Origin of the sequence: Dermatobacter hominis (assembly GCF_020715685.1) — a bacterium.
Classification (GTDB): Bacteria; Actinomycetota; Acidimicrobiia; order Acidimicrobiales; family Microtrichaceae; genus Dermatobacter; species Dermatobacter hominis.
This window is the reverse complement of record NZ_CP085840.1, coordinates 110,240-133,406: the sequence shown is the minus strand read 5'-3', so window position 1 is coordinate 133,406 and position 23,167 is coordinate 110,240. Positions and strand designations below refer to the sequence as shown.

The 23,167-nt window shown below is 74.2% G+C and carries 24 protein-coding genes and 1 tRNA gene; 9 read left to right on the top strand and 16 right to left on the bottom strand.

What is annotated here, in order from left to right:
• Window positions 1–84: 84 nt before the first annotated feature.
• The 4 genes from LH044_RS00665 to LH044_RS00650 form a co-directional block, all read right to left on the bottom strand.
• A complete protein-coding gene (locus tag LH044_RS00665; RefSeq protein ID WP_227757870.1) occupies window positions 85–876 on the bottom strand; it encodes an SAM-dependent methyltransferase in 792 nt (263 codons plus the stop codon).
• A gap of 25 nt (window positions 877–901) precedes the next feature.
• Window positions 902–3,580 (bottom strand): DNA polymerase I, encoded by a 2,679-nt coding sequence (gene polA / locus LH044_RS00660; RefSeq protein ID WP_227757869.1) that lies wholly within the window; start codon window positions 3,578–3,580, stop codon window positions 902–904.
• A gap of 116 nt (window positions 3,581–3,696) precedes the next feature.
• A complete protein-coding gene (locus tag LH044_RS00655; protein ID WP_227757868.1) occupies window positions 3,697–4,284 on the bottom strand; it encodes an ANTAR domain-containing response regulator in 588 nt (195 codons plus the stop codon).
• Window positions 4,285–4,356: 72 nt separating this feature from the next.
• Complete coding sequence (locus tag LH044_RS00650; RefSeq protein WP_227757867.1) at window positions 4,357–4,635, bottom strand: hypothetical protein; 279 nt, start codon at window positions 4,633–4,635, stop codon at window positions 4,357–4,359.
• Between the two features lie 17 nt (window positions 4,636–4,652).
• Between LH044_RS00650 and malQ the strand changes: the two genes are divergently transcribed.
• The 5 genes from malQ (at window position 4,653) to LH044_RS00625 (ending at window position 10,305) form a co-directional block, all read left to right on the top strand.
• Window positions 4,653–6,578 (top strand): 4-alpha-glucanotransferase, encoded by a 1,926-nt coding sequence (malQ, locus tag LH044_RS00645; RefSeq protein WP_227757866.1) that lies wholly within the window; start codon window positions 4,653–4,655, stop codon window positions 6,576–6,578.
• 304 nt (window positions 6,579–6,882) lie between these two features.
• Window positions 6,883–8,538, top strand: a complete 1,656-nt coding sequence (locus LH044_RS00640; RefSeq protein ID WP_227757865.1) for a phytoene desaturase family protein — start codon at window positions 6,883–6,885, stop codon at window positions 8,536–8,538.
• Between the two features lie 77 nt (window positions 8,539–8,615).
• Window positions 8,616–8,990, top strand: a complete 375-nt coding sequence (locus tag LH044_RS00635) for a nitroreductase/quinone reductase family protein (RefSeq protein WP_227757864.1) — start codon at window positions 8,616–8,618, stop codon at window positions 8,988–8,990.
• A complete protein-coding gene (locus tag LH044_RS00630; RefSeq protein ID WP_227757863.1) occupies window positions 8,990–9,472 on the top strand; it encodes an SRPBCC family protein in 483 nt (160 codons plus the stop codon). The genes LH044_RS00635 and LH044_RS00630 overlap by 1 nt, the downstream gene beginning before the upstream one ends.
• Window positions 9,469–10,305: an SDR family NAD(P)-dependent oxidoreductase gene (locus tag LH044_RS00625; protein WP_227757862.1), complete on the top strand. Its 837-nt coding sequence runs from the start codon at window positions 9,469–9,471 to the stop codon at window positions 10,303–10,305. The genes LH044_RS00630 and LH044_RS00625 overlap by 4 nt, the downstream gene beginning before the upstream one ends.
• On the opposite strand, the gene LH044_RS00620 is transcribed toward LH044_RS00625, so the two are convergent.
• The 3 genes from LH044_RS00620 to LH044_RS00610 all read right to left on the bottom strand — a co-directional run bounded on the left by LH044_RS00620 (window position 10,283) and on the right by LH044_RS00610 (window position 13,164).
• Window positions 10,283–11,779, bottom strand: a complete 1,497-nt coding sequence (locus tag LH044_RS00620; protein WP_227757861.1) for an SDR family oxidoreductase — start codon at window positions 11,777–11,779, stop codon at window positions 10,283–10,285. The genes LH044_RS00625 and LH044_RS00620 overlap by 23 nt on opposite strands.
• Window positions 11,780–11,858: 79 nt before the next feature.
• Window positions 11,859–12,617, bottom strand: coding sequence for an anti-sigma factor (locus LH044_RS00615; protein ID WP_227757860.1), 759 nt, complete (start codon window positions 12,615–12,617; stop codon window positions 11,859–11,861).
• A complete protein-coding gene (locus LH044_RS00610; RefSeq protein ID WP_227757859.1) occupies window positions 12,604–13,164 on the bottom strand; it encodes an RNA polymerase sigma factor in 561 nt (186 codons plus the stop codon). Before LH044_RS00610 ends, LH044_RS00615 begins: the two co-directional genes overlap by 14 nt.
• A 226-nt stretch (window positions 13,165–13,390) precedes the next feature.
• Here LH044_RS00610 and LH044_RS00605 point away from each other — a divergent pair, with 226 nt between their 5' ends.
• From LH044_RS00605 to LH044_RS00595, 3 genes are all read left to right on the top strand, one after another.
• Window positions 13,391–14,131, top strand: a complete 741-nt coding sequence (locus tag LH044_RS00605) for a DUF4397 domain-containing protein (RefSeq protein ID WP_227757858.1) — start codon at window positions 13,391–13,393, stop codon at window positions 14,129–14,131.
• Between the two features lie 88 nt (window positions 14,132–14,219).
• Window positions 14,220–14,771, top strand: coding sequence for a glycosyl-4,4'-diaponeurosporenoate acyltransferase CrtO family protein (locus LH044_RS00600; protein ID WP_227757857.1), 552 nt, complete (start codon window positions 14,220–14,222; stop codon window positions 14,769–14,771).
• Entirely contained in the window at window positions 14,768–15,310 is a 543-nt protein-coding gene (locus LH044_RS00595; protein WP_227757856.1) for a lipocalin family protein, read from the top strand. The genes LH044_RS00600 and LH044_RS00595 overlap by 4 nt, the downstream gene beginning before the upstream one ends.
• Window positions 15,311–15,337: 27 nt before the next feature.
• Here the strand turns inward: LH044_RS00595 and LH044_RS00590 are convergent.
• Window positions 15,338–15,420 (bottom strand) — tRNA-Leu (locus tag LH044_RS00590).
• A 40-nt stretch (window positions 15,421–15,460) separates the two neighbouring features.
• Between LH044_RS00590 and LH044_RS00585 the strand changes: the two genes are divergently transcribed.
• Complete coding sequence (locus LH044_RS00585) at window positions 15,461–15,640, top strand: hypothetical protein (RefSeq protein ID WP_227757855.1); 180 nt, start codon at window positions 15,461–15,463, stop codon at window positions 15,638–15,640.
• 27 nt (window positions 15,641–15,667) lie between these two features.
• Here LH044_RS00585 and LH044_RS00580 read toward each other — a convergent pair whose 3' ends face one another.
• The 8 genes from LH044_RS00580 to LH044_RS00545 form a co-directional block, all read right to left on the bottom strand.
• Window positions 15,668–16,900 carry an amidohydrolase family protein gene (locus tag LH044_RS00580; protein ID WP_227757854.1) on the bottom strand — a complete coding sequence of 411 codons (1,233 nt, stop codon included), beginning with the start codon at window positions 16,898–16,900 and terminating at the stop codon, window positions 15,668–15,670.
• Window positions 16,897–18,381 carry an FAD-binding oxidoreductase gene (locus LH044_RS00575; protein ID WP_227757853.1) on the bottom strand — a complete coding sequence of 495 codons (1,485 nt, stop codon included), beginning with the start codon at window positions 18,379–18,381 and terminating at the stop codon, window positions 16,897–16,899. Before LH044_RS00575 ends, LH044_RS00580 begins: the two co-directional genes overlap by 4 nt.
• An 83-nt stretch (window positions 18,382–18,464) precedes the next feature.
• Window positions 18,465–18,923, bottom strand: a complete 459-nt coding sequence (gene bcp / locus LH044_RS00570) for a thioredoxin-dependent thiol peroxidase (protein ID WP_227757852.1) — start codon at window positions 18,921–18,923, stop codon at window positions 18,465–18,467.
• Between the two features lie 110 nt (window positions 18,924–19,033).
• The gene (locus LH044_RS00565) at window positions 19,034–19,318 is read right to left on the bottom strand and encodes an HU family DNA-binding protein (RefSeq protein WP_227757851.1); all 285 of its coding nucleotides are present in this window, start codon (window positions 19,316–19,318) and stop codon (window positions 19,034–19,036) included.
• A 201-nt stretch (window positions 19,319–19,519) separates the two neighbouring features.
• Window positions 19,520–20,344, bottom strand: a complete 825-nt coding sequence (gene trpA / locus LH044_RS00560; RefSeq protein ID WP_227757850.1) for a tryptophan synthase subunit alpha — start codon at window positions 20,342–20,344, stop codon at window positions 19,520–19,522.
• Window positions 20,341–21,501: a tryptophan synthase subunit beta gene (trpB, locus tag LH044_RS00555; RefSeq protein ID WP_374210656.1), complete on the bottom strand. Its 1,161-nt coding sequence runs from the start codon at window positions 21,499–21,501 to the stop codon at window positions 20,341–20,343. Before trpB ends, trpA begins: the two co-directional genes overlap by 4 nt.
• An 84-nt stretch (window positions 21,502–21,585) precedes the next feature.
• Complete coding sequence (locus tag LH044_RS00550) at window positions 21,586–22,251, bottom strand: phosphoribosylanthranilate isomerase (protein WP_227757848.1); 666 nt, start codon at window positions 22,249–22,251, stop codon at window positions 21,586–21,588.
• A 128-nt stretch (window positions 22,252–22,379) separates the two neighbouring features.
• Window positions 22,380–23,165, bottom strand: a complete 786-nt coding sequence (locus LH044_RS00545; RefSeq protein WP_227757847.1) for an indole-3-glycerol phosphate synthase TrpC — start codon at window positions 23,163–23,165, stop codon at window positions 22,380–22,382.
• Window positions 23,166–23,167: the final 2 nt, after the last annotated feature.

Here is a 23,167-nt window from a genome sequence, read left to right as displayed (position 1 = left end):
GCCGGTTCTCATGTCGATCGTGCGTCACCGCGCCCACCTGATGGCGTCAGAAACCGGGTGCGGGGTCGGAGACCGGATTTGGGGTCAGGTGGGGGTGCGGGCGACGAGGAGGAACTCGTGCGTGTCGATCGTCGGCGGGGTCATGTCGTAGCCGCCCGGGGTGACCGACCAGATGTGGTCGACGACGAGGCCCGAGCGCTCGGCCACCATCCGCAGCTCCCGCGGCGTGTAGCACGTCGTCCACAGGTCGGCCTCGGCCCGGGCGCCCTCGCTGTCGAGCAGCTCGGTCCGCTCGTGGTTCACGCCGCCGGCGGCGTCGAACGTGTCGGTCTCCTCGAGCCAGCGCACCTGGAAGTACGACGAGAACGCCGACACGGCGCAGCGCCCGCCGGGCCGCAGCGCGGCCCCGATGCCGGCCAGCACGGCGGTGTCGGCGCCGAGGTTCTGCGGGTCGCCGACGTCGGGCGGCCCGCCCAGCCCGAAGGCGCCCTGGCAGAGCGAGATGGCGGCATCGAACCCGGGCTCCGCCGTCACCGTGGCGTCGAACCGAGGGTCGCCCTGCATGGCCCGGGCGTCGGCCCGCTCGAAGCGCGCCAGGTCGGACAGGCCCTCCCGGTCGGCGACCTCGACGGCCACCTCGACGAAGCGCTCGCTGATGTCGACGCCGAGGACCTCGATCCCCCGCCGGGCCAGCGCCATCGCGTGGCGACCCGGCCCGCAGCCGACGTCGAGCACCCGCATGCCGGGTTCGAGCCCGAGCAGCTCGACCAGGAAGGCGACCTCCTGCTCGGTGCCCATCGTGAACGAGTACCGGAGGTAGGCCGGGCCGACGTGGTCCGCGATGTCCTCGAACCAGTGGCGGTCGGGCTCGGTCACCGCCGTGCCCCCACGACGCCCGCCCTCATCCCTTGGCCGCCGCCCAGCTCGTGCCGTGCGACAGGTTCACCTCCAGCGGCACCCGCAGGTCGAACGCGCCCGACATGGCGTAGGTGACGGCATCGGTCGCGGCGTCGAGCTCGCCGTCGGGCACCTCGACGAGCACCTCGTCGTGCACCTGCAGGATCAGCTGGCTGCCGAGCTCGCGGTCGGCCAGCGCGGCGTCGAGCCGGACGAGCGCGACCTTGAAGATGTCGGCGGCCAGGCCCTGGATGGGGGCGTTCATGGCCTGGCGCTCCCCTGCCATCCGCACGTTGCGCTGGTTCGAGCTGAGCTCGGGGATCCGACGGCGGCGGCCGAAGACCGTCTCGGTGTAGCCCCGGTCGCGTGCCTCGGCGACCGTGCGCTCCATGAACGCCTTCACGCTCGGGAAGGCCACGAAGTAGGCGTCGAGGATGACCTGGGCCTCCGAGGTCGGGATGTTGAGCCGCTGGCCCAGCCCGTAGGCCTCCATGCCGTACGCGAGCCCGTAGGAGACCATCTTCGACTTCGACCGCTGCTCGACGGTCACGGCGGACGGCTCGACGCCGAACACCCGGGCCGCGGTCGTGTTGTGGATGTCCTGGCCGGTGGTGAAGGCCTCGATCAGGCCCGGGTCCTCGGCGAGGTGGGCGATCACCCGCAGCTCGATCTGGTTGTAGTCGGCGACGAGCAGCTCGTGGCCGGGCGCCGGCACGAACGCCTCCCGGAACCGGCGCCCCTCCTCGGACCGCACGGGGATGTTGTGCAGGTTCGGGGCGTCGGAGCTCAACCGGCCGGTGCGGGCGACGGTCTGGTTGAACGTGGCGTGGATGCGCCCGTCCGGGCCGACCTCGGAGAGCAGGCCCTCGCCGTAGGTGGACCGGAGCTTCTCGACCTCGCGGTAGCGGAGCAGGTGGTCGATGATCGGGTGCTCGCCCTGCAGCTTCTCGAGCGTGGCCTGGTCGGTCGAGTAGCCGGTCTTCGTCTTCTTCTGCGGCGTGAGGCCGAGCTGGTCGAACAGCACGGCCCGCAGCTGCGGCGTCGAGTTGACGTTGAACTCCTCGCCCGCCGCCTCGACGATCGCGGCGCGCTCGGACTCGCACTCGGCGGTCAGCGAGGCGTTGAGCTTGCGCAGCACCTCGACGTCGACGCCGACGCCGACGTGCTCCATGTGCGCGAGCACCCGCACGAGCGGGACCTCGATCGAGTCGTTCAGCGCGGTGAGCCCGTGGGCCTCCATCGACTCGGCGATCGGACCGGCCACCTTCGCCACCGCGAGCGCCTGGCGCGCGATCAGCTGCGACTCCTCGACCCCGGTGCCGTCGAGGTCGAGCTGGCCCTGCGAGGCCGCGTCGTCGGTGGCGAGCTCCATCCCGGCGTGGCGCCGCAGCAGCTCGGCCAGCGAGTACGCCGTGTCGGCCGGGTCGAGCAGGTAGGCCGCGAGCTTCGTGTCGAGAACGAGCCGGGTGAGGTCGCGGTCCAGGCCCAGCAGGCTCCGGATGAGCGGCTTCACGTCGTGGCCGACGATGCCCGGCGCGCCGCACAGCACGGCGTCGAGCTTGTCGGGGACCTCGTGCAGCACGCCGGCGGGCAGCCAGATCACCTCGCCCGACTCCGCGTCCGCGACCAGGGCCAGCCCGGTGAGGGCGGTGCGCCCGGGCACGCCGACCCAGCCGGCCGCCACCGCGACCGAGTCGAGCCCGGCGAGGCGCTGCAGCGCGGCCGCGGCCTCGGTCGGCTCGGCGGCGTCGGTCACCTCGGCCTCGAGGACAGGGGCGTCGGCCACCACCGCGGCGCCGTCGCCGAACAGGTCGGGCCAGGCCTCGGCCAGGCGTGGCACCAGGCTCGGGAACTCGAGCAGGCCGAACAGCTGCAGCACCTCGTCGACGTCGACGTCGCCCCGGGCCAGGTCGTCGAGGCCGACCTCGAGCGGGACGTCGTGGACCAGCGCCATCAGCTCGGCGTTGGTGCGGGCCTGCTGCTCGTTCTCCTCGAGGTTCTTGCGCAGCGCAGGGGTCTGGTCCGCGGTGTGGGCGAAGATCCCGTCGAGGTCGCCGTAGGTGGTCACGAGCTTGGCCGCCGTCTTCTCGCCGACCTTGGGGACGCCGGGCAGGTTGTCGGACGGGTCGCCGCGCAGGGCGGCGTACCAGACGTACTGGTCGGGGCGGACGCCGGTGCGCTCGAGGATGCCGGCCTCGTCGTAGAGCGCGTAGTCCGACACGCCCCGGCGGTTGTAGAGGACCTTGACGTGCGGGTCCTTGACCAGCTGGTAGCTGTCGCGGTCGCCGGTGACGATGATGACGTCGTCGCCGCGGTCGGCCGCGGCGTCGGTGAGCGTGGCGATCACGTCGTCGGCCTCCCAGCCGGCGATCTCGACGACCGGCAGCTGCAGCACCGACACGACCTGGCGCACGAGCCCCATCTGCTCCCGGAGGATGTCGGGGGCGGACTCCCGGTTGGCCTTGTAGGTGTCGACCCGCTCGTGGCGGAAGGTGGGCTCGGGCCGGTCGAAGGTGATGACGACCTGGTCGGGCCGGTGGTCGCGCACCAGGTTGAGCAGCATCGACGTGAAGCCGAACACCGCGTTCGTGACCTGGCCCGAGGCGGTGGCCAGGTCGGTCGGCAGGGCGAAGAAGGCCCGGTAGGTGAGCGAGTTCCCGTCGACGAGCATCACGGTCGGCACGACCGGAGGCTACGCCAACGGCTGTGACAGCTCCGGAGGGCCCGCCGTCGGGTTCTCGTGTCGATCCTGCGTCACAGGGCCCACCCTGTGGCGTCAGAAACGGGGAGGGCGGGGTGTCAGGCGGATTCGGCGGGGGCGAGCCCGCCGTCGATGACGTCCTGGGCGACGTCGCGCATCTGGCGACGGTCCTTCATGGCCGTCTTCTGGATGAAGCCGTAGGAGTCCTGCTCGCTCATGCCGTGGGCGTCCATGAGGATGCCCTTGGCCCGGTCGATCACCTTGCGGGCCTCGAGCCGGCCCTCGGCCGACGCCACCTGGTCGACGAGCATGGCCTCGGACCGGAACCGCGAGATGGCGACCTCGATCGCGGGCACCAGGTCGTGGCGCTCGAACGGCTTGACGACGTAGCCGTGCACGCCGGCGTCGCTCGCCTCCTCGATGAGCTCACGCTGGGAGAAGGCGGTGACGAGCACGACGGCGGCGAGCCGGTCGACCGAGATCTCGCGGGCGGCGGAGATGCCGTCCATCCCCGGCATCTTGATGTCGAGCAGCGCGACGTCGGGCCGCAGTTCCCGGACCAGGCGCACGGCCTCGTCGCCCCGCCCGCACTCCGCGACGACCTCGTAGCCCTCCTCCTGGAGGAGCTCCCGCAGGTCCATCCTGATGATGGCCTCGTCCTCTGCGACCACGACCTTGGTTGGCACCGTTGCCCACCGTCCTCGTCTCTGGGCCCGTCCCGGGTCCCCCTGCTCCGTGCGACGTCGCCGGGGAGAGGGTCAGTGTAGGCGGTCGAGCAGCTCGTCCTGTTCCCGTTCCAGCCGTGCGATCTGCTCGACCAGGTCGGCGCGGTGGCGGGCCATCGCGGCGGTCGTCCGCTCGGCGTCCCGGTGCTCCTGGTCGGCGAGCGGGGTCTCGGAGACGAGCGAGCGGATACGTGAGTCGTCCGAGATGTCCGCGAAGTGCGCCAGCTGCTCGTCCGCGATCGCCAGCTCCTCGCGGAGCGCGCCCAGCCGACGACCCACGGCCCTGAGGCGTCGCTCGACCAGGAACGGCATGGGGGAAGTGTAGAAACGTGGCAGTGGCGCAGGGTGACAGCTCAGGGCGGGACGCGTTCGGCATCGCCGACGGCTGGTGGGGCACCGACGGTCGATGGAACGAGGCCGACCCGGCGTCGCGCGCCGCGCTGCGCCGCGCGCTCGGCGGCGACGAGCACCCCGACGGACCGCCCGAGGGCCCGTCGCTGTGGTTCGTGCGCCCGGGCGACGACCGGTCGGTGTGGTCGCCGGGCCTGCTGGAGCTCGACGACGGCGCCGAGCTCGAGGTGGTGGACGCGCTCCCCCACGACCTGCCGCTCGGTGCCCACACCCTCACCTCCGAGGGCGGCCACGTGACCCACGTGTTCTCGGTGCCGAGCCGGTGCCGGGCCGCCGACCGGTCGTGGGGCTTCTCGGTCCAGCTGCCCCAGACCCGCTCGACCGACAGCTGGGGCCACGGCGACCTCGGCGACCTCCGCGAGCTGGCGAGATGGGCGGCCGACCGCGGCGCCGCGGTGCTGGCCCACAACCCGCTCGGGGCGCCGATCCCGCTCGAGTCGCAGCAGCCGTCGCCCTACTACGCGTCGACCCGCCGCTTCTGGTCGCCGCTGTACCTGCGCATCGAGGAGGTGCCCGGCTCCGAGCTGCTCGGCGAGGAGCTGACCTCCGCCGCCCGCGCCGGGCGGGAGCTCACCGCGCTGCGCACGATCGACCGCGACTCGGTGTGGGCGCTGAAGTCGGCCGCGCTGCGCGCGATCTGGGAGCGCGTCCGCCACGCCGACGGGACGAGGACGCTGCTCGCCGCGGCCGACGGCGACGACGCGCTCCGCGACCACGCCCGGTTCTGCGCGCTGGCCGAGCGCTACGGCGGCGGTTGGTCGAGCTTCCCCGCCGAGGCGCGCCACCCCGGCCTCACCGGTGCGGCCGAGGCGACCGCCGAGCTCGCCGACGACGTCGAGCGCTGGCGCTGGATCCAGCTGCTCACCGCCGGCCAGCTCGCCACCGCGGCCCAGGCCGGCGCCGCGCTCATGGCCGACCTCCCGGTCGGGTTCGACCCCGACGGCTCCGACGCCTGGATCGACCAGGACCTCCTCGCGCTGGAGTGCCGGATCGGCGCACCCCCTGACGACCTCGGCCCGCTCGGCCAGGACTGGGGCCTGCCGCCGTACGTCCCCTGGCGGCTGCGGGCCGCGGCCTACGGGCCGTGGATCGACACGCTGCGGCGGATCTTCCGCCACGCCGGCCTGCTCCGCATCGACCACGCGATGGGGCTGTTCCGCCTGTACTGCATCCCGCCCGGCGCAGCCGCCCTCGGCGGCGCGTACGTGTACGCGTCCGGCACCGAGCTGCTCGACCTCGCCTGCATGGAGGCGGCCCGCGCCGGCGCGGTCCTGCTCGGCGAGGACCTCGGGACGGTCGAGCCCGAGGTCCGCGAGGCGATGGGCTCGCGGGGCGTCTACGGCTACTCGGTCGGCTGGTTCGAGGACGACCCGCCCGCGTCGTGGCCGTCGACGACGGTGGCGATGCTGACGACCCACGACCTGCCGACCGTGGCCGGCCTCTGGACCGGCGCGGATGCCGCCGACCGCGCCCAGGCCGGTCTTCCCGACCAGCCCGAGGAGGACGCCGAGCTGCGGGCCCGGCTCGAGCGGCTCGCGTCGATCGGCGGGCTCGACGACCCCGCAGGCGCGCCGCCCGACCGGGCCGGCGCCCACGCGGTCTCGGTGGCGGCCCACCGGGCCCTGGCCGGCGCCGGCAGCGACCTGGTCATCGCGACGCTCGAGGACGCGGTCGGCCAGGTGCCCCGCCCGAACCTCCCCGGCACGGTCGACGAGCACCCGAACTGGCGGATCCCCCTCCCCGCCCTGGTGGAGGAGCTCGACGTCGCCGGCGCAGCGGACCTGGCGGCCGGGATGCGAGAGCAGCGGCCGGACCCGGTCCCAGACAGGCCCGCAGCGGGGTGACGCCCCGCTGCCGTGAACATCCGTTCAACACCGCGCTGTGACATCTGTTACGTTGCGGGCAGCCCATGGGGAGGAGGACCGGCGACGGTCCGCCAGCGGGCGGGGTGAGCAGCGATCTCCTGAGGGGGCGGCGAAGGGGCACGGCCGGCCGCTCGACCCACCGGGTCGGGCGGCCGTGTCGCGTCCGGGTCCGGGACGCCGACGTGACGCCGGGCCGTGCATCGATGCCCGGGCGCACGGGGAGGTGAGCGGTGCATGAGCGGGAAGGTGGCAGCACGATGACCGAGCGCCGTCGGATCCGCGCGTGACCACCGCCTGCGACGCCGTCGTCATCGGCGCGGGCCACAACGGCCTGGTCGCGGCGAACCTGCTCGCCGACCGCGGGTGGGACGTGGTCGTGCTCGAGGCGACGCCCCGCCCGGGCGGCGCGGTGCAGTCCGCGGAGGTCCTGGCGCCCGGGTTCACCACCGACCTGTTCTCGTCCTTCTACCCGATGACCGCGGCGTCGCCGGTGATCCGCTCGCTCGCCCTGGAGGACCACGGGCTGGAGTGGGTGCACGCCCCCAAGGTGCTCGCCCACGTCCGTCCCGACGGACCCGCCGCAGTGCTGCACCGCGACGTCGAGGCGACCGCGGCGGGGATCGAGTCGGAGTGCCCGGCCGACGGCGAGGCGTGGCGCCGGCTGGCCGCGGAGTGGGACCGCTTCGGCGAGCAGATGATGGCGGCCCTACTGTCGCCGTTCCCCCCGGTCACCGCCGCGGCCCGGCTCGCGGTCGCCGCCCGCCTCGACCTGTGGGAGCTGGCGCGCCGGGCGATCCTGCCGGTGCGCACGATGGGCGCGGAGCTGTTCCAGGGGGTCGGGGCGCCGCTGCTGCTCGCCGGCAACGCCCTGCATGCCGACGTGACGCCCGAGGCCGCGCCGAGCGCCTTCCTGGGGTGGATGCTCGTGGGCCTCGGCCAGACCGTCGGGTTCCCGGTGCCCGCCGGTGGCGCCGGCGGCATCACCGACGCCCTGCTGCACCGGCTCCGGGCCGCCGGCGGCGAGGTGCGCACCGACGCACCGGTGGAACGGATCGTCGTCCGGGGCGGGCGTGCCGTCGGCGTCACGACCCCGCAGGGCACGGTCGAGGCGCGGCGGGCCGTCCTGGCCGCCTGCGACGCGCAGATCCTCTACGGCTCGCTCCTCGACCACGACGACCTGCCCGCCGCCTTCCTCGCCCGGATGCGCCAGTTCGAGCGGGCGAGCAGCACGGTGAAGGTCAACTACGCGCTGTCCCGCCCCGTGCCGTGGTCCGACGACGAGGCCCACGGCGCCGGGACCGTCCACGTCGCCGACTCCCTCGACGAGCTGACCGCGACGGCTGCGCAGCTGTCGTCGTCGAGGCTGCCCGCCGATCCGTTCCTCCTGGTCGGCCAGACGACCACGGCCGACCCCCGCCGCTCGCCGCCGGGCACCGAGTCGCTGTGGATGTACACCCACGTCCCCCAGCGGATCGTCGACGACGCCCGCTCCGGGCCCGACCGGATCGAGGTCGGCGACGGCCTCCTGTCGGGTCGGGCGCTCGAGGCCTTCGTCGACCGGATGGAGGACCGGATCGAGCGGCACGCCCCCGGCTTCCGATCGGCGGTCGTCGCCCGCCACGTCCAGGGTCCGAGGGACCTCGAGCGGGACGACCCGAGCCTGGTGGGCGGCGACATCAGCGGCGGCACCACCCAGCTGCACCAGCAGCTCGTCTTCCGACCCGTGCCCGGCCTGGCTCGCCCCGAGACGCCGGTGACCGGCCTGTACCTCGCCTCGGCGTCGGCCCACCCCGGCGGATCGGTGCACGGCGCGTGCGGCGCCAACGCGGCGCGGGCGGCGCTGCTCGGCGTGCGCGTCCGGACCGGCCGCCGGATCGCGGCCGCGGCCGCCGTGGCGGGGGCCACCGCAGCGGTCGCGAGCCGGGTCCGGCGCCGCTGACGGCCGAGCCGCTGCCGCGGAGGTGACAGGTGGCGGGGTCGGGTTCACCCGGGGCGTGAGCGGGTAGTGGAACGCCCATGGACGCCCCACCGATCCGCCGTTGCGCCGCGCTGGCCTTCCAGGCTCTCAACTCCGTCGTCGAGCCCGTCGTCCGACGCGGCTGGCTGGCCCCCGCACCGCTCGGCGCAGGCCTGGTCGTCCTCGGCGCGACGGGCCGCCGCAGCGGCGAGCGCAGCTTCCGGCCGCTCCTCACTCTGCGGGCCGGCCGCCACATGGTGGTCGGCACGGTGCGGCGCCGCTCCGACTGGGTGGCCAACCTGGACGACGACCCCGCACCGGTCGTGATCGGGCGCGGCGGGACCGACCTCGTCGAGGCCGACGTGCACCGCGTCGACCCGCTCGGCGCGATCGCGGTGCTCCGCACCACGGGGCCCGGCGAGGCGACGAGCTGATGGGCACCCTGCGCGAGGCGCGCGTGGTCGACGCCCCGATCGCTGCGGTGTGGGAGGTCCTGGCCGACGTCTCGGTGCTCCCCGAGCTGTCCGAGAGCACCACCGACGTCGTCGTCGACGGCCCGTTGCGAGAGGTCGGCCAGCGGTTCCGCCAGACGGTCCGCCTGGCCGGGCGGCGCTGGACGTCGGACTGGACGGTCCTCGAGCTCGACGAGCCGCGCCGGCTCGTCGTCGACGGCTCGATCGCGCCCGGCACCGGCTACCGGCTCGCCGAGGACCTGGAGGAGCTCGACGACGGCCGCACCCGACTGACCGTGTCGGCCACCTACGAGCTGCCCTTCGGCCCGCTCGGCCGCCTGGCCGGACGGCTCGGCGTGGAGCGGCGCGTCGCCGAGGAGCTCGCGGTCGTCGTGCGCGGCGTGGCGGCACGGGCCGAGGCGGCCGCCGACGCGACGGCGACGCGCCGCCGGCCCGGATCGTGACCACCGTCCTCGTCACCGGCGCCAACTCCGGGCTCGGCACGGCCATCGTCGCGGCGCTGCTGCGCCGCGGGGCGCGGGTCGTGGCGACCGTGCGCAGCGACGACGCCGAGCACGAGCTCCGCGCCGAGCTCGATCGGCTCGACGGCCTGAGGGCCGCCGACCTGGCCGACGATCGCCTCACCGTCGACCGGCTCGACGTGACCGACGCCGACGGCTGCCGGGAGGTCGCCGTCCGGCACCGTCCCGACGTCGTGGTGAACAACGCGGGTTCGGCCCTGCTGGGTGCGGTCGTCGACATCGACGACGACGACGCCCGCCACCAGCTCGACGCGCTGGTGGTCGGTCCGGTCCGCCTGGCTCGGGAGGCGATCGCCGTGGGCGGCTGTCGCCGCATCGTGCAGGTCAGCTCGATGGTCTCCGACGGCCTCGTGCCCTTCACGGGTTGGTACGCCGCGGCCAAGGCGGCGCTCGAGGCGCTGTCGGACGTGTGGCGGCTCGAGCTCGAGGCCCGCGGGGTCGAGATCGTCGTGGTCGAGTGCGGCGCGATCGCCACCGACGTGTGGCAGGACGCCGGCGCCGACGTGACCGCGGGTGGCGACGCGACGACCGCGGCGGGCCGTCAGCGGTGGAGCACGCTCGTCGACCTGCTCGAGCCTCGGTTCGAGGACCCGGCCGTCGTCGCCAGGACGATCGCCGGCGCCGCGCTCGACGACCGCCCACCTGCGCACGTGCGCGTCGGCTTCGGCTCCTCGCTCCCGGCGCTGGCGCGCCTGGTGCCCGAGCCGATCCGGCGGCGGATCGCCACGACGCTCATGGACCTGCGCCCCCGCTGACCGTCGCCGGGCCCGACGCCGCGGTCGCGGCGGCCGTGAGCCGGGCGGCGAGCCGCCCGAAGATCACGGCGTGGAACGGAAGCAGGGCGTACCAGTAGGCCCGGCCGGCCAGGCCCTTCGGGGCGAAGATGGCGCGCTGCTCGAGACGGCCGCCGGCGCCGTCGGGCTCGATCCGCCACTCCAGCCACGCCTGGCCCGGGAGCCGCATCTCGGCCCGGAGCCGCACGAGCCGGTCCGGTTCGACCGCCTCCACCCGCCAGAAGTCGAGTGCGTCGCCGATCCACAGCTCGTCGGGGTGCCGCCGGCCCCGCCGCATGCCGACGCCGCCCACCAGCTTGTCGATCCAGCCGCGTGCCTCCCACAGCAGGCGCGTGACGTACCAGCCTCGGTCGCCGCCGATGCCCGCAACGACCCGGAACAGCGACTCCGGGGTCGCCCCCGGCGCCTCGACCACCTTCTCGTCGACCAGGATCGAGCCGCCCGCCCAGGCGGCGTCGGTCGGCATCGGATCCGAGGGCGAGCGACCGGGCAGCGACGCGTCGGACCAGCGCGTCGCCACCTGCAGGCTCGCCGAGCGCTGCAGTGCGAGCGCCACCGCGTCGCGGAACGGCAGAGACGTGGCCGGGTCGGGGAACGGCGGACCCGGCGGGCGGGTGACGACCACGTCGACCACCAGGCTGTCGACCAGCGGCCGGGCCAGGTTCGCCGGCAGCGGCGTGACCAGGCTGACCCAGAGCGACGACAGGCGCGGCGTCAGCACCGGCACCGGGATGACGATGCGGTGCGCCAGGCCGGCGACCTCGGCGTACAGGCTCATCATCTCCCGATAGGTGAGGACGTCGGGCCCGCCGACCTCGACCACGTGGTGGCCCTCGGCGTCGTCGTCGATCGCCGCCACGAGGCCGGCGAGCACGTCGCGGACCGCGATCGGCTGGCAGCGCCGGTCCACCCACCTCGGGGCGACCATGACCGGGAGCACCTCGACGAGGTAGCGCAGCATCTCGAAGCTCGCCGAGCCGGATCCGATGATGATCGCGGCTCGCAGCTCGGTCACCGGGGTCGGGCCCGAGGCCAGCAGGCGGCCGACCTCGTGGCGGCTGCCCAGGTGCGGCGACATGTGCGGGTCGTCGTCCCGACCGAGGCCGCCGAGGTAGACGATCCGACCCGTGCCCGCCCGCGCCGCGGCCTCGGCCACGCAGGTCGCCGCGGTCCGGTCGAGCGCCTCGAAGTCGCGGGACCCGGCCATCGAGTGGACCAGGTAGTAGGCGACGTCGACGCCGTCGAGCGCCCGGTCCATCGACGCCGCGTCCGTCACGTCCCCGCGGACGACCTCGACCCGGTCCCGCCACCAGGCGTCGCCGAGCTTGGCGGGGTCCCGGACGACGCAGCGGACCGCGTGGCCCGCGGCAAGGAGCTCGGGGACCAGACGGCCGCCGACGTAGCCGGTGGCGCCGGCGACCAGTACAGAGGACATGCTCCGACCCTTCCCCGCTCAGGCGTCCGGCACGCCGGCGATCATGTGCACGGGCCCCATCGGGTGCACCGGCGACGGCTCAGGCCGAGAGCGTGCCCCGGAGGACGCTGTCGCCCGAGTGCTCCGGACCGGCCGCCTCCTCCTGCACCGACACGTCGACGACGTCGAACCGCGCCGTGTCGGTCCCGGGAGGGACGTCGATGTCGGTGGTCACGTCGCTCGAGCCGTCCTTCATCGTCGCGATGGAGACCGGCTCGCCGGTCTCGGGGTCGAGCAGCCACAGCTCGTAGAAGGTCCCCGGCGCGGGCGCCGGCAGGTCGTGCATGTCGACGCGGAGGCGGACCTGGTCGCCGTCCTCGATGAGCTCGACCCGGCCGCCGGCCGCGCCGACCTGGGCGCCGTCGAACGGCGCCAGCTCGGCGGCCGCCACCTCGGTCGGGCCCTCGTCCCGGGTGGCCACGACGACGCCGGCGCCGATGGCGAGCACCGCGACCACCGCGGCGGCGCCGAGCACGACCGTGCGCCAGCGGTGGCCCCGGTCGGCACCGGCAGCGGCGGTGCGGGACGTGGTGGCCGCGCCCTCGCCGTCGTGCACGGTGAAGCGGACCCGGTCGGAGTCGGCACCTGCGCCGGGCCCGGTCTGCTCGGACGCGCCGGCTCGGCCGGGCGCGTCCTCGGCCTCGACCGCGGCGGCGATGCGGTCCCACAGGCCGTCGGGCGCGTCGACCAGCTCGACGGGCTCGTCGCCCAGCGAGCGCACGAGGTCGGCCTCGCGTCCGAACCCGTCGTCGGGTCCGGGACCCACGGGACCGCCGCCGCCGACGTCAGGCCTCGCCATCGAACGCCTCCAGGTCTCGACGGATCCGCTCCAACCCCCGGCGGATCGAGCTCTTCACGGTCCCGAGCGGCGCGCCCGTGCGCTCGGCGATCTCGGAGTGCGACAGCCCGTCGATGAACGCGAGCCGGATCCACGTGCTGCCCGGCTCCTCGAGGTGCGCCAGCGCCTCGGCGACGAGGATGCGCGTGGCGACCAGCTCGAGGGCGGGGTCGGTGGTGGCCGAGCTGCCGTCGGCGGACAGGTCGACGAGGTCGCCGGCCGCCACCGATGCGTTCCGGTACGTCCCCCGCACGTGGTCGATCACCTTGAAGCGGGCGATCCCCATGATCCACCCGGCGAGCGAGCCCGACGTCGGGTCGAACCGCTGCCGCGACCGCCACGCGGCCAGAAACACCTCCTGCGTCACGTCCGCGGCGTGGTCCGAGACGAACCGGCGGCAGTACGTGAAGACCGCACGCTGGTGGCGGTCGTAGACCCGGCGCAGCGCATCGGGCTCGCCGGCGACGAACGCCTCCGCGACGTCGTCGTCGGACGTCCGGGTCCTCATCAGCCGGACACTACCGGCCGTCCGCGACCCGGCGTCCATCGGGTGGCGGAGGTCGGAGGTCGGGGCGATGGCACCGGCGAGCACATCTCGTGGTTCGTCGCCGACGGCCGTCCGGATGCATCGGGTCAAAAGCACACGATCCGGGTGCACCTGCATCCGACCGTGCCGCCGGATCGAAGGACCGGGAGACCGCCGACCGGCGGTCCCATCGATCCGAGGAGCAACCATGCGCAAGACCTTGATCGGACTCATGGCCGCACTTGCCGCCGTGCTCGTCCTCCCCGCCGCCGCCGGTGCGACGGCCTCGAAGGGGTCCCCACCGTCGAGTGGCGCCCAGGTGTACGTCGTGCACGGGCTCCCCCTCCCCGACTCGGCGACCGGGCCCGGCACCCCCGTCGACGTGTACGTCGACGGCGACCGCCTGCTCGACGACTTCACCTTCGGCTCCACCGCCGGCCCCGTGACCCTGCCCGCCGGCACCTACGACGTCGAGATCCGGACCCCGGACGGGGCGACCACCCTCATCGACCGGTCGGTCGCCGTGCCCGCCAAGGGCAGCTTCTCGCTCGTGGCGAGCTACGTGGACGCCGCCGGCACGCCGGGCATCAACGTCTTCTCGAACGACACCAGCCGCCCCTGGCCGGGCTTCGGGGCGATCGCCCTCCACCACGCCGCGGCGGCCCCCGCCGTCGACGTGGACCTCGGTCTGTTCCCCCTCAGCCGCACGCTGACCTGGCTCAAGCTGCAGGCGGTCACCGCCGCTCCCAACGGCGCGCAGGCCCGGTTCGTGTTCCCGACCTGGCTGGCCTACACCGCTGACGTCCGCGTCGCCGGCACCGACCAGGTCGTGCTGTCGCTCGACGACGTGCGCCTCCAGCGGAAGGTCCTGACCAACGTCTACGTGGTGGGCTCCGCCGCGGACGGCACGCTCCAGGCCCTGATCAGCACCATCCCGACCACCCGGTGACCCCCCGTGCGGGTCGGGACGCCCCTCCGGTCCCGACCCGCACGCCGGTCCGCTGCCCCGCCGCTCACCCACGACGTCCACCGAACGCATGGCCCTCCCCCTCGACGACATCGCCGCGGTCCTCGTGTCCTGCGCGGCATGGGCGGTGATCGGCGTCGTGACGGGCTTCGTCGGCAACCGGTTGCCCGAGCGGCGGATCGACCACGACACCTGGCTGACCCGACCGAGGCGCATCGAGCGCGACGGGCGCCTCTACCAGCGGACGCTGCGGATCAACCGGTGGAAGGACACGCTGCCCGAGGGCGGGGCGATCTTCGCCGGCGGCACGTCCAAGCGGCATCTCGGCGGCTCGTCGGACGCCGACCTCCTGCGGTTCGCCGCCGAGACCCGGCGGGCCGAGCTCGTCCACTGGGCGAACCTCGCGGCCGGCCCCCTCTTCCTGATCTGGTGCCCGCTGCGCCTGGGCGTCGCGATGGTGGCGTTCGGCGTCGTCGCGCACTCGCCGTTCATCTGCATCCAGCGCAGCAACCGGCTCCGCATCGGTCGCATCCTGCGCTGCCGTGCCGACCGCCCGGGCCGAGCTGCTCGCAGTGCCGACCGCGCATCCGACCGGCGCTCGCAGCCGAAGGAACCCACATGAAGCTGCTCCGAGCGACCGTCCTCGTCCCCCTCGTCGTCGTGCTGGCGGCGTGCACCGCCATCCCCCCGAGGACGAGCACCGTGCCGTCCGTCGACGTCGAGCGCTACCTCGGCACGTGGTACGAGGTCGGCAGCATCAAGCAGTTCTTCTCCGTCGGGCTGGTCAACACGACCGCGCAGTACTCGCTCCTGCCCGACGGGTCGATCCGGGTGGAGAACAGCGGGAACTACTTCTCGCCCGACGGCCTCGAGTCCCGCATCGTCGGCACCGCCGTCCCGGTCGACTCGACGAACGCCCGCCTCAACGTGTCCTTCACGGGCGCCAACGGCGCCGACCCGCCGGGGAACTACTGGATCGTCGACCTCGACCCGGACTACCGGTGGGCGATCGTCAGCGACCCGACCGGCCTGAGCGGGTTCCTGCTGTCCCGCACCCGCACCGTGACGCCCGAGCTGTACGACGAGCTCGTGGACCGCGCCGCGGCGAAGGGCGTCGAGGTGGCCAACCTCACGCCGACCCCGCAGTACCCGCCGGCCTGAGCGCTCGACGGGTCGGAGCAGCGGGAGTGCCCGGGGTGGGACTTGAACCCACACGCCCTTTCGGACAGCGGATTTTGAGTCCGCCGCGTCTGCCATTCCGCCACCCGGGCGAGCGTCGGAACTCTAGCGGGATGCCGTAGCGTGTCGGCCATGACCGATTCTGCTGACGCCTCCAACGACGAGACCGGCGGCGGTTCGCACTGGCTGCGCTGGCTGGTGCTGATCGCCCTCGCCATCGGCGCGATCGCCGCCGGTCGCAAGATCGCCCTCAACTCCGCCGACAAGGACTTCGAGCAGCGCCTCAAGGAGCTCGACGCCGAGCGCGACTGACGCGACGGCCCGAGCGGCTCGCGCGGCTCAGCGTGCGATCGAGCGCGTGACCGAGGTGCGGGCGACGACCGTGCCGCGCCGCAGCACGGTCCGCTCGGCCGAGGCCCGGGCGATCGCGTCCTCCAGGTCGCGGCCTCTCGCAGCGAGCACGTCGGCCGGCGCGCCGACGTCGAGCGCGCCGCCGCCCACGCCCATGGCCTGACGGGCCCCGCCGGTCACGGCCCACCACGCCTCGGCCGGCGAGAGATGCGCGGTCAGCGCCAGCAACGTCGCCGTCTCGAACGGGTCGGCCCGCCCGGCGGGGCAGAACGGGTCGCGCAGGTTGTCGGCGCCCGAGCCGACCACGACCCCCGCATCGAGCAGCCGTCGCACCGCGGTGACGCCGCGCGGCGTGCCGACCGGGTCGTGCCGGCCCTGCAGCCAGAGGTTCGTCGCAGGCAGCGCCACGACGGCCACGCCGACCTCGGCCAGGCGGGCCGCCACGGCGGCCTGGTGCTCCTCGGGCTGCATCGACAGGCTCACGCAGTGGCTCGCCGTGACGCAGCCACCCCAGCCGTGGCGCTCGGTCTCGTCGGCCATGACCGACAGCGAGGTGGCCGCCGGGTCGAGCGTCTCGTCGGTGTGGAGGTCGACCCCCACGCCCATCTCGGCCGCCATCGCGAAGAGGACCTGGACGTCGGATGCGGGGTCGGGCGCGGAGTGCGGCGCGCCGCCGATCAGGTCGACACCGGCGTCGACCGCGCTGCGGATCACCGCCCGGGCCGCCACCGGACCGTCGCCGTCGCCGCGCAGCGGGCCCTTCACCAGGACGACGAGCTGGACGTCGCAGCGGTCCGCCACCTCGTCCCGGGCCGCGAGCAGGCCCTTCAGCGGCGCGTCGCCCGACGTGGGGCCGAGGTTCACGTGGGAGCGGAGGGCGGTGCACCCGTTGGCCACGAAGTCGTCGATGGTCGCGACGGCCCGGTCGCGCACCTCGTCGGCGTCGAGGAGGTCGATCCCGCCCGTCCAGACCCGGACGGCGTCGGCCAGCTCGTCCGTCGGGTTCTTCAGCCGCCAGGAGGTGTCGACCTTGTCGAGGTGGAGGTGCGGGTCGGCGGGCGCCGCGAGCACCACCTGCCCGGCGCAGTCGACCACCTCCTCGCCCTCGGCGGGGACCACCGAGGGTCCGGCGGTGACGATCGTCCCGCCGGCGTCGTCGACCCGCAGCTCGAACGGCTCGCCGTCGGCGCCCACGCCGCCCCGCAGGACGCGCGTCGTCATGCCGGGCCCGTCGGGCCGGCAGCGGGGTGGGCGGTGGCGGTCTCGAAACGGCTGGCCCAGCCGCTCGCCGTCAGCGCGTCCGCCTCGGTCCCGGTCGCGCCCGCACCGTCGACGGGGTCGGGATCCTCGAGCTTGCCCGGGTTGAGGATGCCGAACGGGTCCACGTCGGCCTTGAACGCCCGCTGCTCCGCCGAGAAGCCCCGGATCGAGGCGCTGGTCAGCTTCGGACGGTGGATGTTGACCACGAGGCAGCCGAGCTCCTCGGCGATCGCGCTGACCTCGGCCAGGCGACCCGGCACCGATCCGTCGATGCCGTAGGCGACCTGGGGCGACGGCCGGCCACCGATGCGCTGGCACGTCGACGAGACCCAGGGCTCGCCCGGCGTGCGCTCGACGAGCTCGAGCAGCGACTCCACCGGCCGGACCTCGGGCAGCAGGAACAGCACCTCGGCCAGCGTCGGCTGGCCCTTGCGCAGCCACCACATGGCGTGGCCCCAGGTGTACTCGTAGCCCGGGAACCCCCGAGGGCCCTCGCCGGTCCGCACGTCCATCGTCACGTGGCCGCCGTGGCGCCGGGCGACGTCGGCCGCGGGCTCGACCGACGCCGGGGCCACCATCGCCAGCGCCGCGGCCCGGCCCGACGGCAGGAACTCCTGCAGCGGGGTCAGGTGGGCCGCCATCGCCGCGTTCACGGGCATGCAGTTCTTGAGCTCCAACCCGTCGGACACCGTCATGTCCCACCCGAAGCGCATGGCCGATCCGAGGTCGTCGAAGCTGAACATCACGTCGCGCCACTCCCGGCGGACGGTGGTGGCCACCTCGACCTCGGTGACCACGCCGTTCATGCCGAAGCTGAACTGCACGAGCCCGGTCGACGCGCCCCGCAGCTCGAGGACCCGGGGCGACTCCTCGGCGGTCACCACCCGCAGCCCGGTGATGTTGCCGACGTCGGCGAGCCCGCCGAACCGCATGGACCCGACCCCGCCGTGACCGCCGATGACGAACCCGGCGATCGTCGACATGCGCTTGCTCGACGGGTGGATGCGCAGCTCGGCGCCGTGCGGGACGAGCACCTCGTCGACGTCGTCGAGCATCGTGCCGGCCCGGGCCCGGACCCAGCCGTCGCCGACGGCGGTCACGCCGGTCAGGGCGCTGAGGTCGACGACGATCCCGCCGTCGAGCGGGATCGTCTGGCCGAAGTTGCTGGTACCGGCACCCCGGGGCACCAGCGGCACCCGGCGGCGGGCGCAGGCGGCGAGCAGGGCCACCACCTGGGGCTCGTCGGTGGGCGTCGCCACCGCCTCGGCGAGCGACGACGAGGTCTGGACGGCCATGTGCGGCCCGAGCAGCGCGGAGCGGTCCGTCGAGCGGCGCCGGACGAGCCCGGCCTCGTCGCTGATCGGGATGTCGGGCACGTCGGCGCGCACGGCGTCGATCGCGGCGGCTCGCTCGGGTGTGCCCGCGGCCGTGGGGAGCGCCATGCCCCGGAGGTTGCCCCCGGGCTGTTACGTGGCTGTTGCCCGGCCGTGAAGACCGGTCGGCGACAGCGCGGCGGGCCGGGGCGTCAGGCCTGGAGGGCCTTGAGGAGCTTGATCGGCGTGTCCTTCGGGCTGATCTTGTACCAGGCCTGGGCGACCTTGCCCTTCTCGTCGATCAGGAAGGCCGAGCGGATGATGCCCATGTAGGTCTTGCCGTAGAGCTTCTTCTCGCCCCACACGCCGTAGGCGTCGGCGACCTGGTGCTCGGTGTCGGCCAGCAGCGGGTAGCCCAGCGAGTACTTCTCGTCGAACTTCGCCTGCTTGTCGGGCGCGTCGGGGCTGATGCCGACGATGGCGGTGTCGCCGACCTGGTCGGCCACGTCGCGCAGACCGCAGGCCTGGGTGGTGCAGCCGGGCGTGCTGGCCTTCGGGTAGAAGAACACGAGCACCTTGCGCCCCTTGTAGGACGACAGGCGGACGGTGTCGCCGTGCTGGTCCTTGAGGCCGATCGCCGGGGCCGTGTCACCGATCTCGAGCTTCGTCATGGCGGCGAGGTTACGTGGCCGCCCCGACGGCGCGGGACGTCGGCGGACGCGACGGAGCCGCCCGGGTGGGCGGCTCCGTCATCACGGTAGGCCCCCCTCGGGGCGTCGGCTCAGCTGCCGGTCTTGGCGCGGTTCTTGAGCTTGGCGCCCGCCGTCACCTTCGCCGCGTTGGCGGCCGGCACCTGGATGGTCTCGCCCGTCTGCGGGTTGCGACCGGTCCGAGCGGCCCGGTGGGTCTGCTCGAACTTCAGGAAGCCGGGGATGGTGAGGGAGTCCTTGCCCTTGGCGACGATCTCGCCAGCGATGTCCTCGAAGGTGTCGAGCACGGACTGCACGTCCTTCTTGGCGATGTCGGTGCGCTGGGCGATCGTCTCCACCAGTTCGGTCTTGTTCATGGTTCCTCCTGGTCGACGCCCCGGAGGACTGGTCGACGGTGACGGTGAATTACGACGATGTAACTATCACGTCGGGGGCCCTGAAGCGAGCTATTCCCCTGCAATTCCAAGGATTCGCGCGCTCCGCGCGATTCCGCCGGACCGCTCCGGAGGGACCTCGGACCCCGTCGCGGGCGCGCGGACCGGGCTCGCGGGACGCGATCAGCCCCGATCGAGGGCGGCGCGGAACGACCCGACGAGGTCCGCCGCGGCGTCGGGAGCGCGCGTCTCGAGCACCCGGCGGACGAGCGCGGAGCCGACCACCACGCCGTCGGCGACCTCGCACACCTCGACCGCCTGCTCGGGCGTCGAGATGCCCACGCCGACGAGCACAGGCGTGTCGGTGAGGTCCTTGAGCCGGCGGGCGATCACCGTGGCCGTGCCGGCCAGGGCGGCTCGCTCCCCCGTCACGCCCATCAGGCCGACGGCGTAGACGAAGCCGCTCGCCCGCTCGACGATGCGAGCGAGCCGCTCGTCGGGCGCGGTCGGCGCGGCGAGCATCACGGTCTGCACGCCGGCGGCATCTGCGGCGGCGCACCAGTCGCCCGACTCCTCGAGCGGCACGTCGGGCAGGATCACGGCGGACACCCCGCTCGCCGCGGCCGTGGCGGCGAAGCGCTCGTAGCCGAACCGGTAGACGAGGTTCACGTAGGTCATCACCGCCAGCGGGGCGCCGATGTCGGCCCGCGACAGCGCCTCGAGGACGCCGGGCGGGGTGGCCCCCTGCCCGAGCGCCAGCTCCGACGCCTCCTGGATCACCGGCCCGTCCATGACCGGGTCCGAGAACGGGATGCCGACCTCGATGCCGTCGGCGCCCGCCGCAGCGACGGCGCGCAGCACGTCGGTCCAGTCGCCCTCGGCCCCTGCGAACAGGCCGCCGGTCAGGTAGGGCACCAGGCACTTGCCACCGTCGGCCCGACGGGCCCGGAGCCCGGCCTCGAGGTCGAGCGTCGGCAGCGCCCCGGCGGTGCCGGTCGTGGCGGTCACAGGCGGTCCGCCAGGACGTCCATCATCTGGGCGACGTCCTTGTCGCCGCGGCCCGACAGGTTGATGAGCACGCTGCGGCCCGTGAGCGACGCCCGCTCCCGCGCCACCCAGGCGAGGGCGTGGGCCGACTCCAGGGCGGGGATGATGCCCTCGGTCCGGCTGAGGAGGACGAACGCCTCCACCACCTCGGCGTCGGTGACGGGCACGTAGCGGGCGCGGCCGGCGTCGGACAGGTGGGAGTGCTCGGGTCCGACACCGGGGTAGTCGAGCCCGGCCGAGATCGACTCGGCCTCCATCACCTGCCCGAACTCGTCCTGCTTCAGGTAGCTGTGCATGCCGTGGACGATGCCCGGCACGCCGGCGCCCACCGCCGCCCCGCCCGCCGGCTCGACGCCGACGAGATCGACCGACGGCACCTCCGCGAACCCCGAGAAGATGCCCGCCGCGTTCGACCCGCCGCCCACGCAGGCGACCACGACGTCGGGCGGCCCGCCCAGCAGCTCGTCGCACTGCGCCGAGGCCTCGACGCCGATCACCCGGTGGAACTCCCGGACCATCCACGGGTACGGGTGCGGTCCCATCACCGAGCCCAGGCAGTAGTGCGACGACTCGACGGACGCGACCCAGTCCCGCATCGCCTCGTTGACCGCGTCCTTCAGCGTCCGGCTGCCCGACCGGGCCGGGGTGACCTCGGCGCCGAGGAGCCGCATGCGGAACACGTTGAGCTCCTGGCGGGCCATGTCGACCTCGCCCATGTACACGAGGCAGTCCATGCCGAGCAGCGCCGCCGCGGTCGCGGTCGCCACGCCGTGCTGGCCGGCGCCGGTCTCGGCCAGCAGGCGTGTCTTGCCCATGCGCTGGGCGAGCAGCGCCTGGCCGAGCACGTTGTTGATCTTGTGCGACCCGGTGTGGTTGAGGTCCTCGCGCTTGAGCAGGACCCGGCAGCCGAGCTCCTCGGACAGGCGGTGGCACTCGGTCAGCGGGCTGGGGCGGCCCGCGTAGCTGCGGAGCAGCTCGTCGAGCTCGGCCCGGAACCCCGGGTCCGCCCACGCCTCACGGAACGCCTCGTCGAGCTCGATGAGCGCCGGCATGAGCGACTCGGGGACGAACCGGCCGCCGAAGCGCCCGAAGCGACCCGTCTCGTCGGGCTCCCCCATGACGGGGGCCGCCGAGGGGTCGTGGGCGTCGGTCACGTCGGCGCACGGTAGTGCCCGCCCGACACCCCACCGAATCGATAAGCCTCAGAGGCCGGCGTCGGCCCAGTCGAAGGGCCCGTGCCCCTCGGGGTGGTAGGGCTGGGGGGCGGCGGCCCGGGCGTTGCGGACGAAGCGCTGCACCTTGAGCGGGTCCTTGCGGAGCGGGTCGCCGTCGGCCTGCACGCCGGTCGAGGTGTCGACCCCCCAGGGCTGCACCTCGCGGACGGCGTCGCCGACGTTCTCGGGCGTGAGGCCGCCGGCCAGGATCATCCGCCGACCGACCGGCACGCCCTCGGCCAGCGCCCAGTCGAAGACCTTCCCAGAGCCCGGCACGGGCGAGTCGAGCAGCAGGGCGTCGGCGCCGTAGGAGTCGACGTGGGCCAGGGCCGGATCGCCGACGGCGAGCCCGACGATGAGCGCCTGCACGTAGGGGCGGATCTCGGCCGCGTCCTGGGGCGATTCGTGGCCGTGCAGCTGCGCAGCGCGCAGCCCGGTGGCCAGCACGGTGTCGATGACGAGCTGCGGCGCCTGGTCGCGGAACACGCCGACCGTGACGATCTCGGGGGGCAGGCGCTTCACGATGTCGCGCACGGTCCCGACCGAGACCTGGCGGGCGCTCGGGGCGAAGACGAAGCCCACGGCATCGGCGCCCAGGGCGGTCGCCATCAGCGCGTCCTCCTCGTTGGTGATGCCGCAGATCTTCACGAACACGCTCGCAACCTACCGGCGCGCGACGGTCACCCCGTGGAGGGTTTCGCTCAGCGCTCGTCCCCGCTCCCCGCCGCTCAGCGCTCGTCCCCGCTCCCCGCCGCTCAGCGCTCGTCCCCGCTCCCCGCCGCTCAGGCGAGGGGCACCCGCAGCTCGGCGAGCGCGGCGACCGGGTCGGCCGCGGTCACCAGGTGCTCCCCCACGAGGACGGCGTGGTAGCCGGCCTCGGCCAGGGCGACCGCGTCGTCGCGGCCCCGGACCCCGGACTCCGCCACCCGGATCGTGTCGGCCGGCATCACCCCGGCCATCCGCACCGCCCGGGCCTGGTCGACCTCGAACGTCACCAGGTCGCGCTGGTTGACGCCGACGAGGTCGCCCGCCGTCGTGGCCAGCGCCCGCTCCAGCTCCGCTTCGTCGTGCACCTCGACGAGCACGTCGAGGCCGATCTCGCCGGAGAGGGCGGCGAAGTCGCGGAGCTCGGCGTCGTCGAGCGCGGCCACGATCAGCAGCACGCAGTCGGCGCCCATCAGTCGGGCGTCGCACACGTCGTTGGCCGACACGGTGAAGTCCTTGCGCAGGACCGGGAGCTCGACCGCGGTGCGGGCCGCCACGAGGTCGTCGGTCGAGCCGCCGAAGGACTCGGTGTCGGTGAGCACCGAGAGGCACGTCGCGCCGGCGGCCTGGTAGTCGGCAGCCAGCGCGGCAGGGTCGAGGTCGACGAAGAGGTCGCCCTTGGACGGCGATCGGCGCTTCACCTCGGAGATCACCGCGAGCTCGGTGCTGGCGGCGAGCGAGGCGCGGAAGCCCCGGCCGGGCGGCAGCTCGCGGGCCACCTCGACCAGCTCGTCGGTGGAGCGGGCGTCCTGCGCGGCGTCGGAGCGGTGGCGGGCGACGATGGCGTCGAGGTAGGTGGCCATGG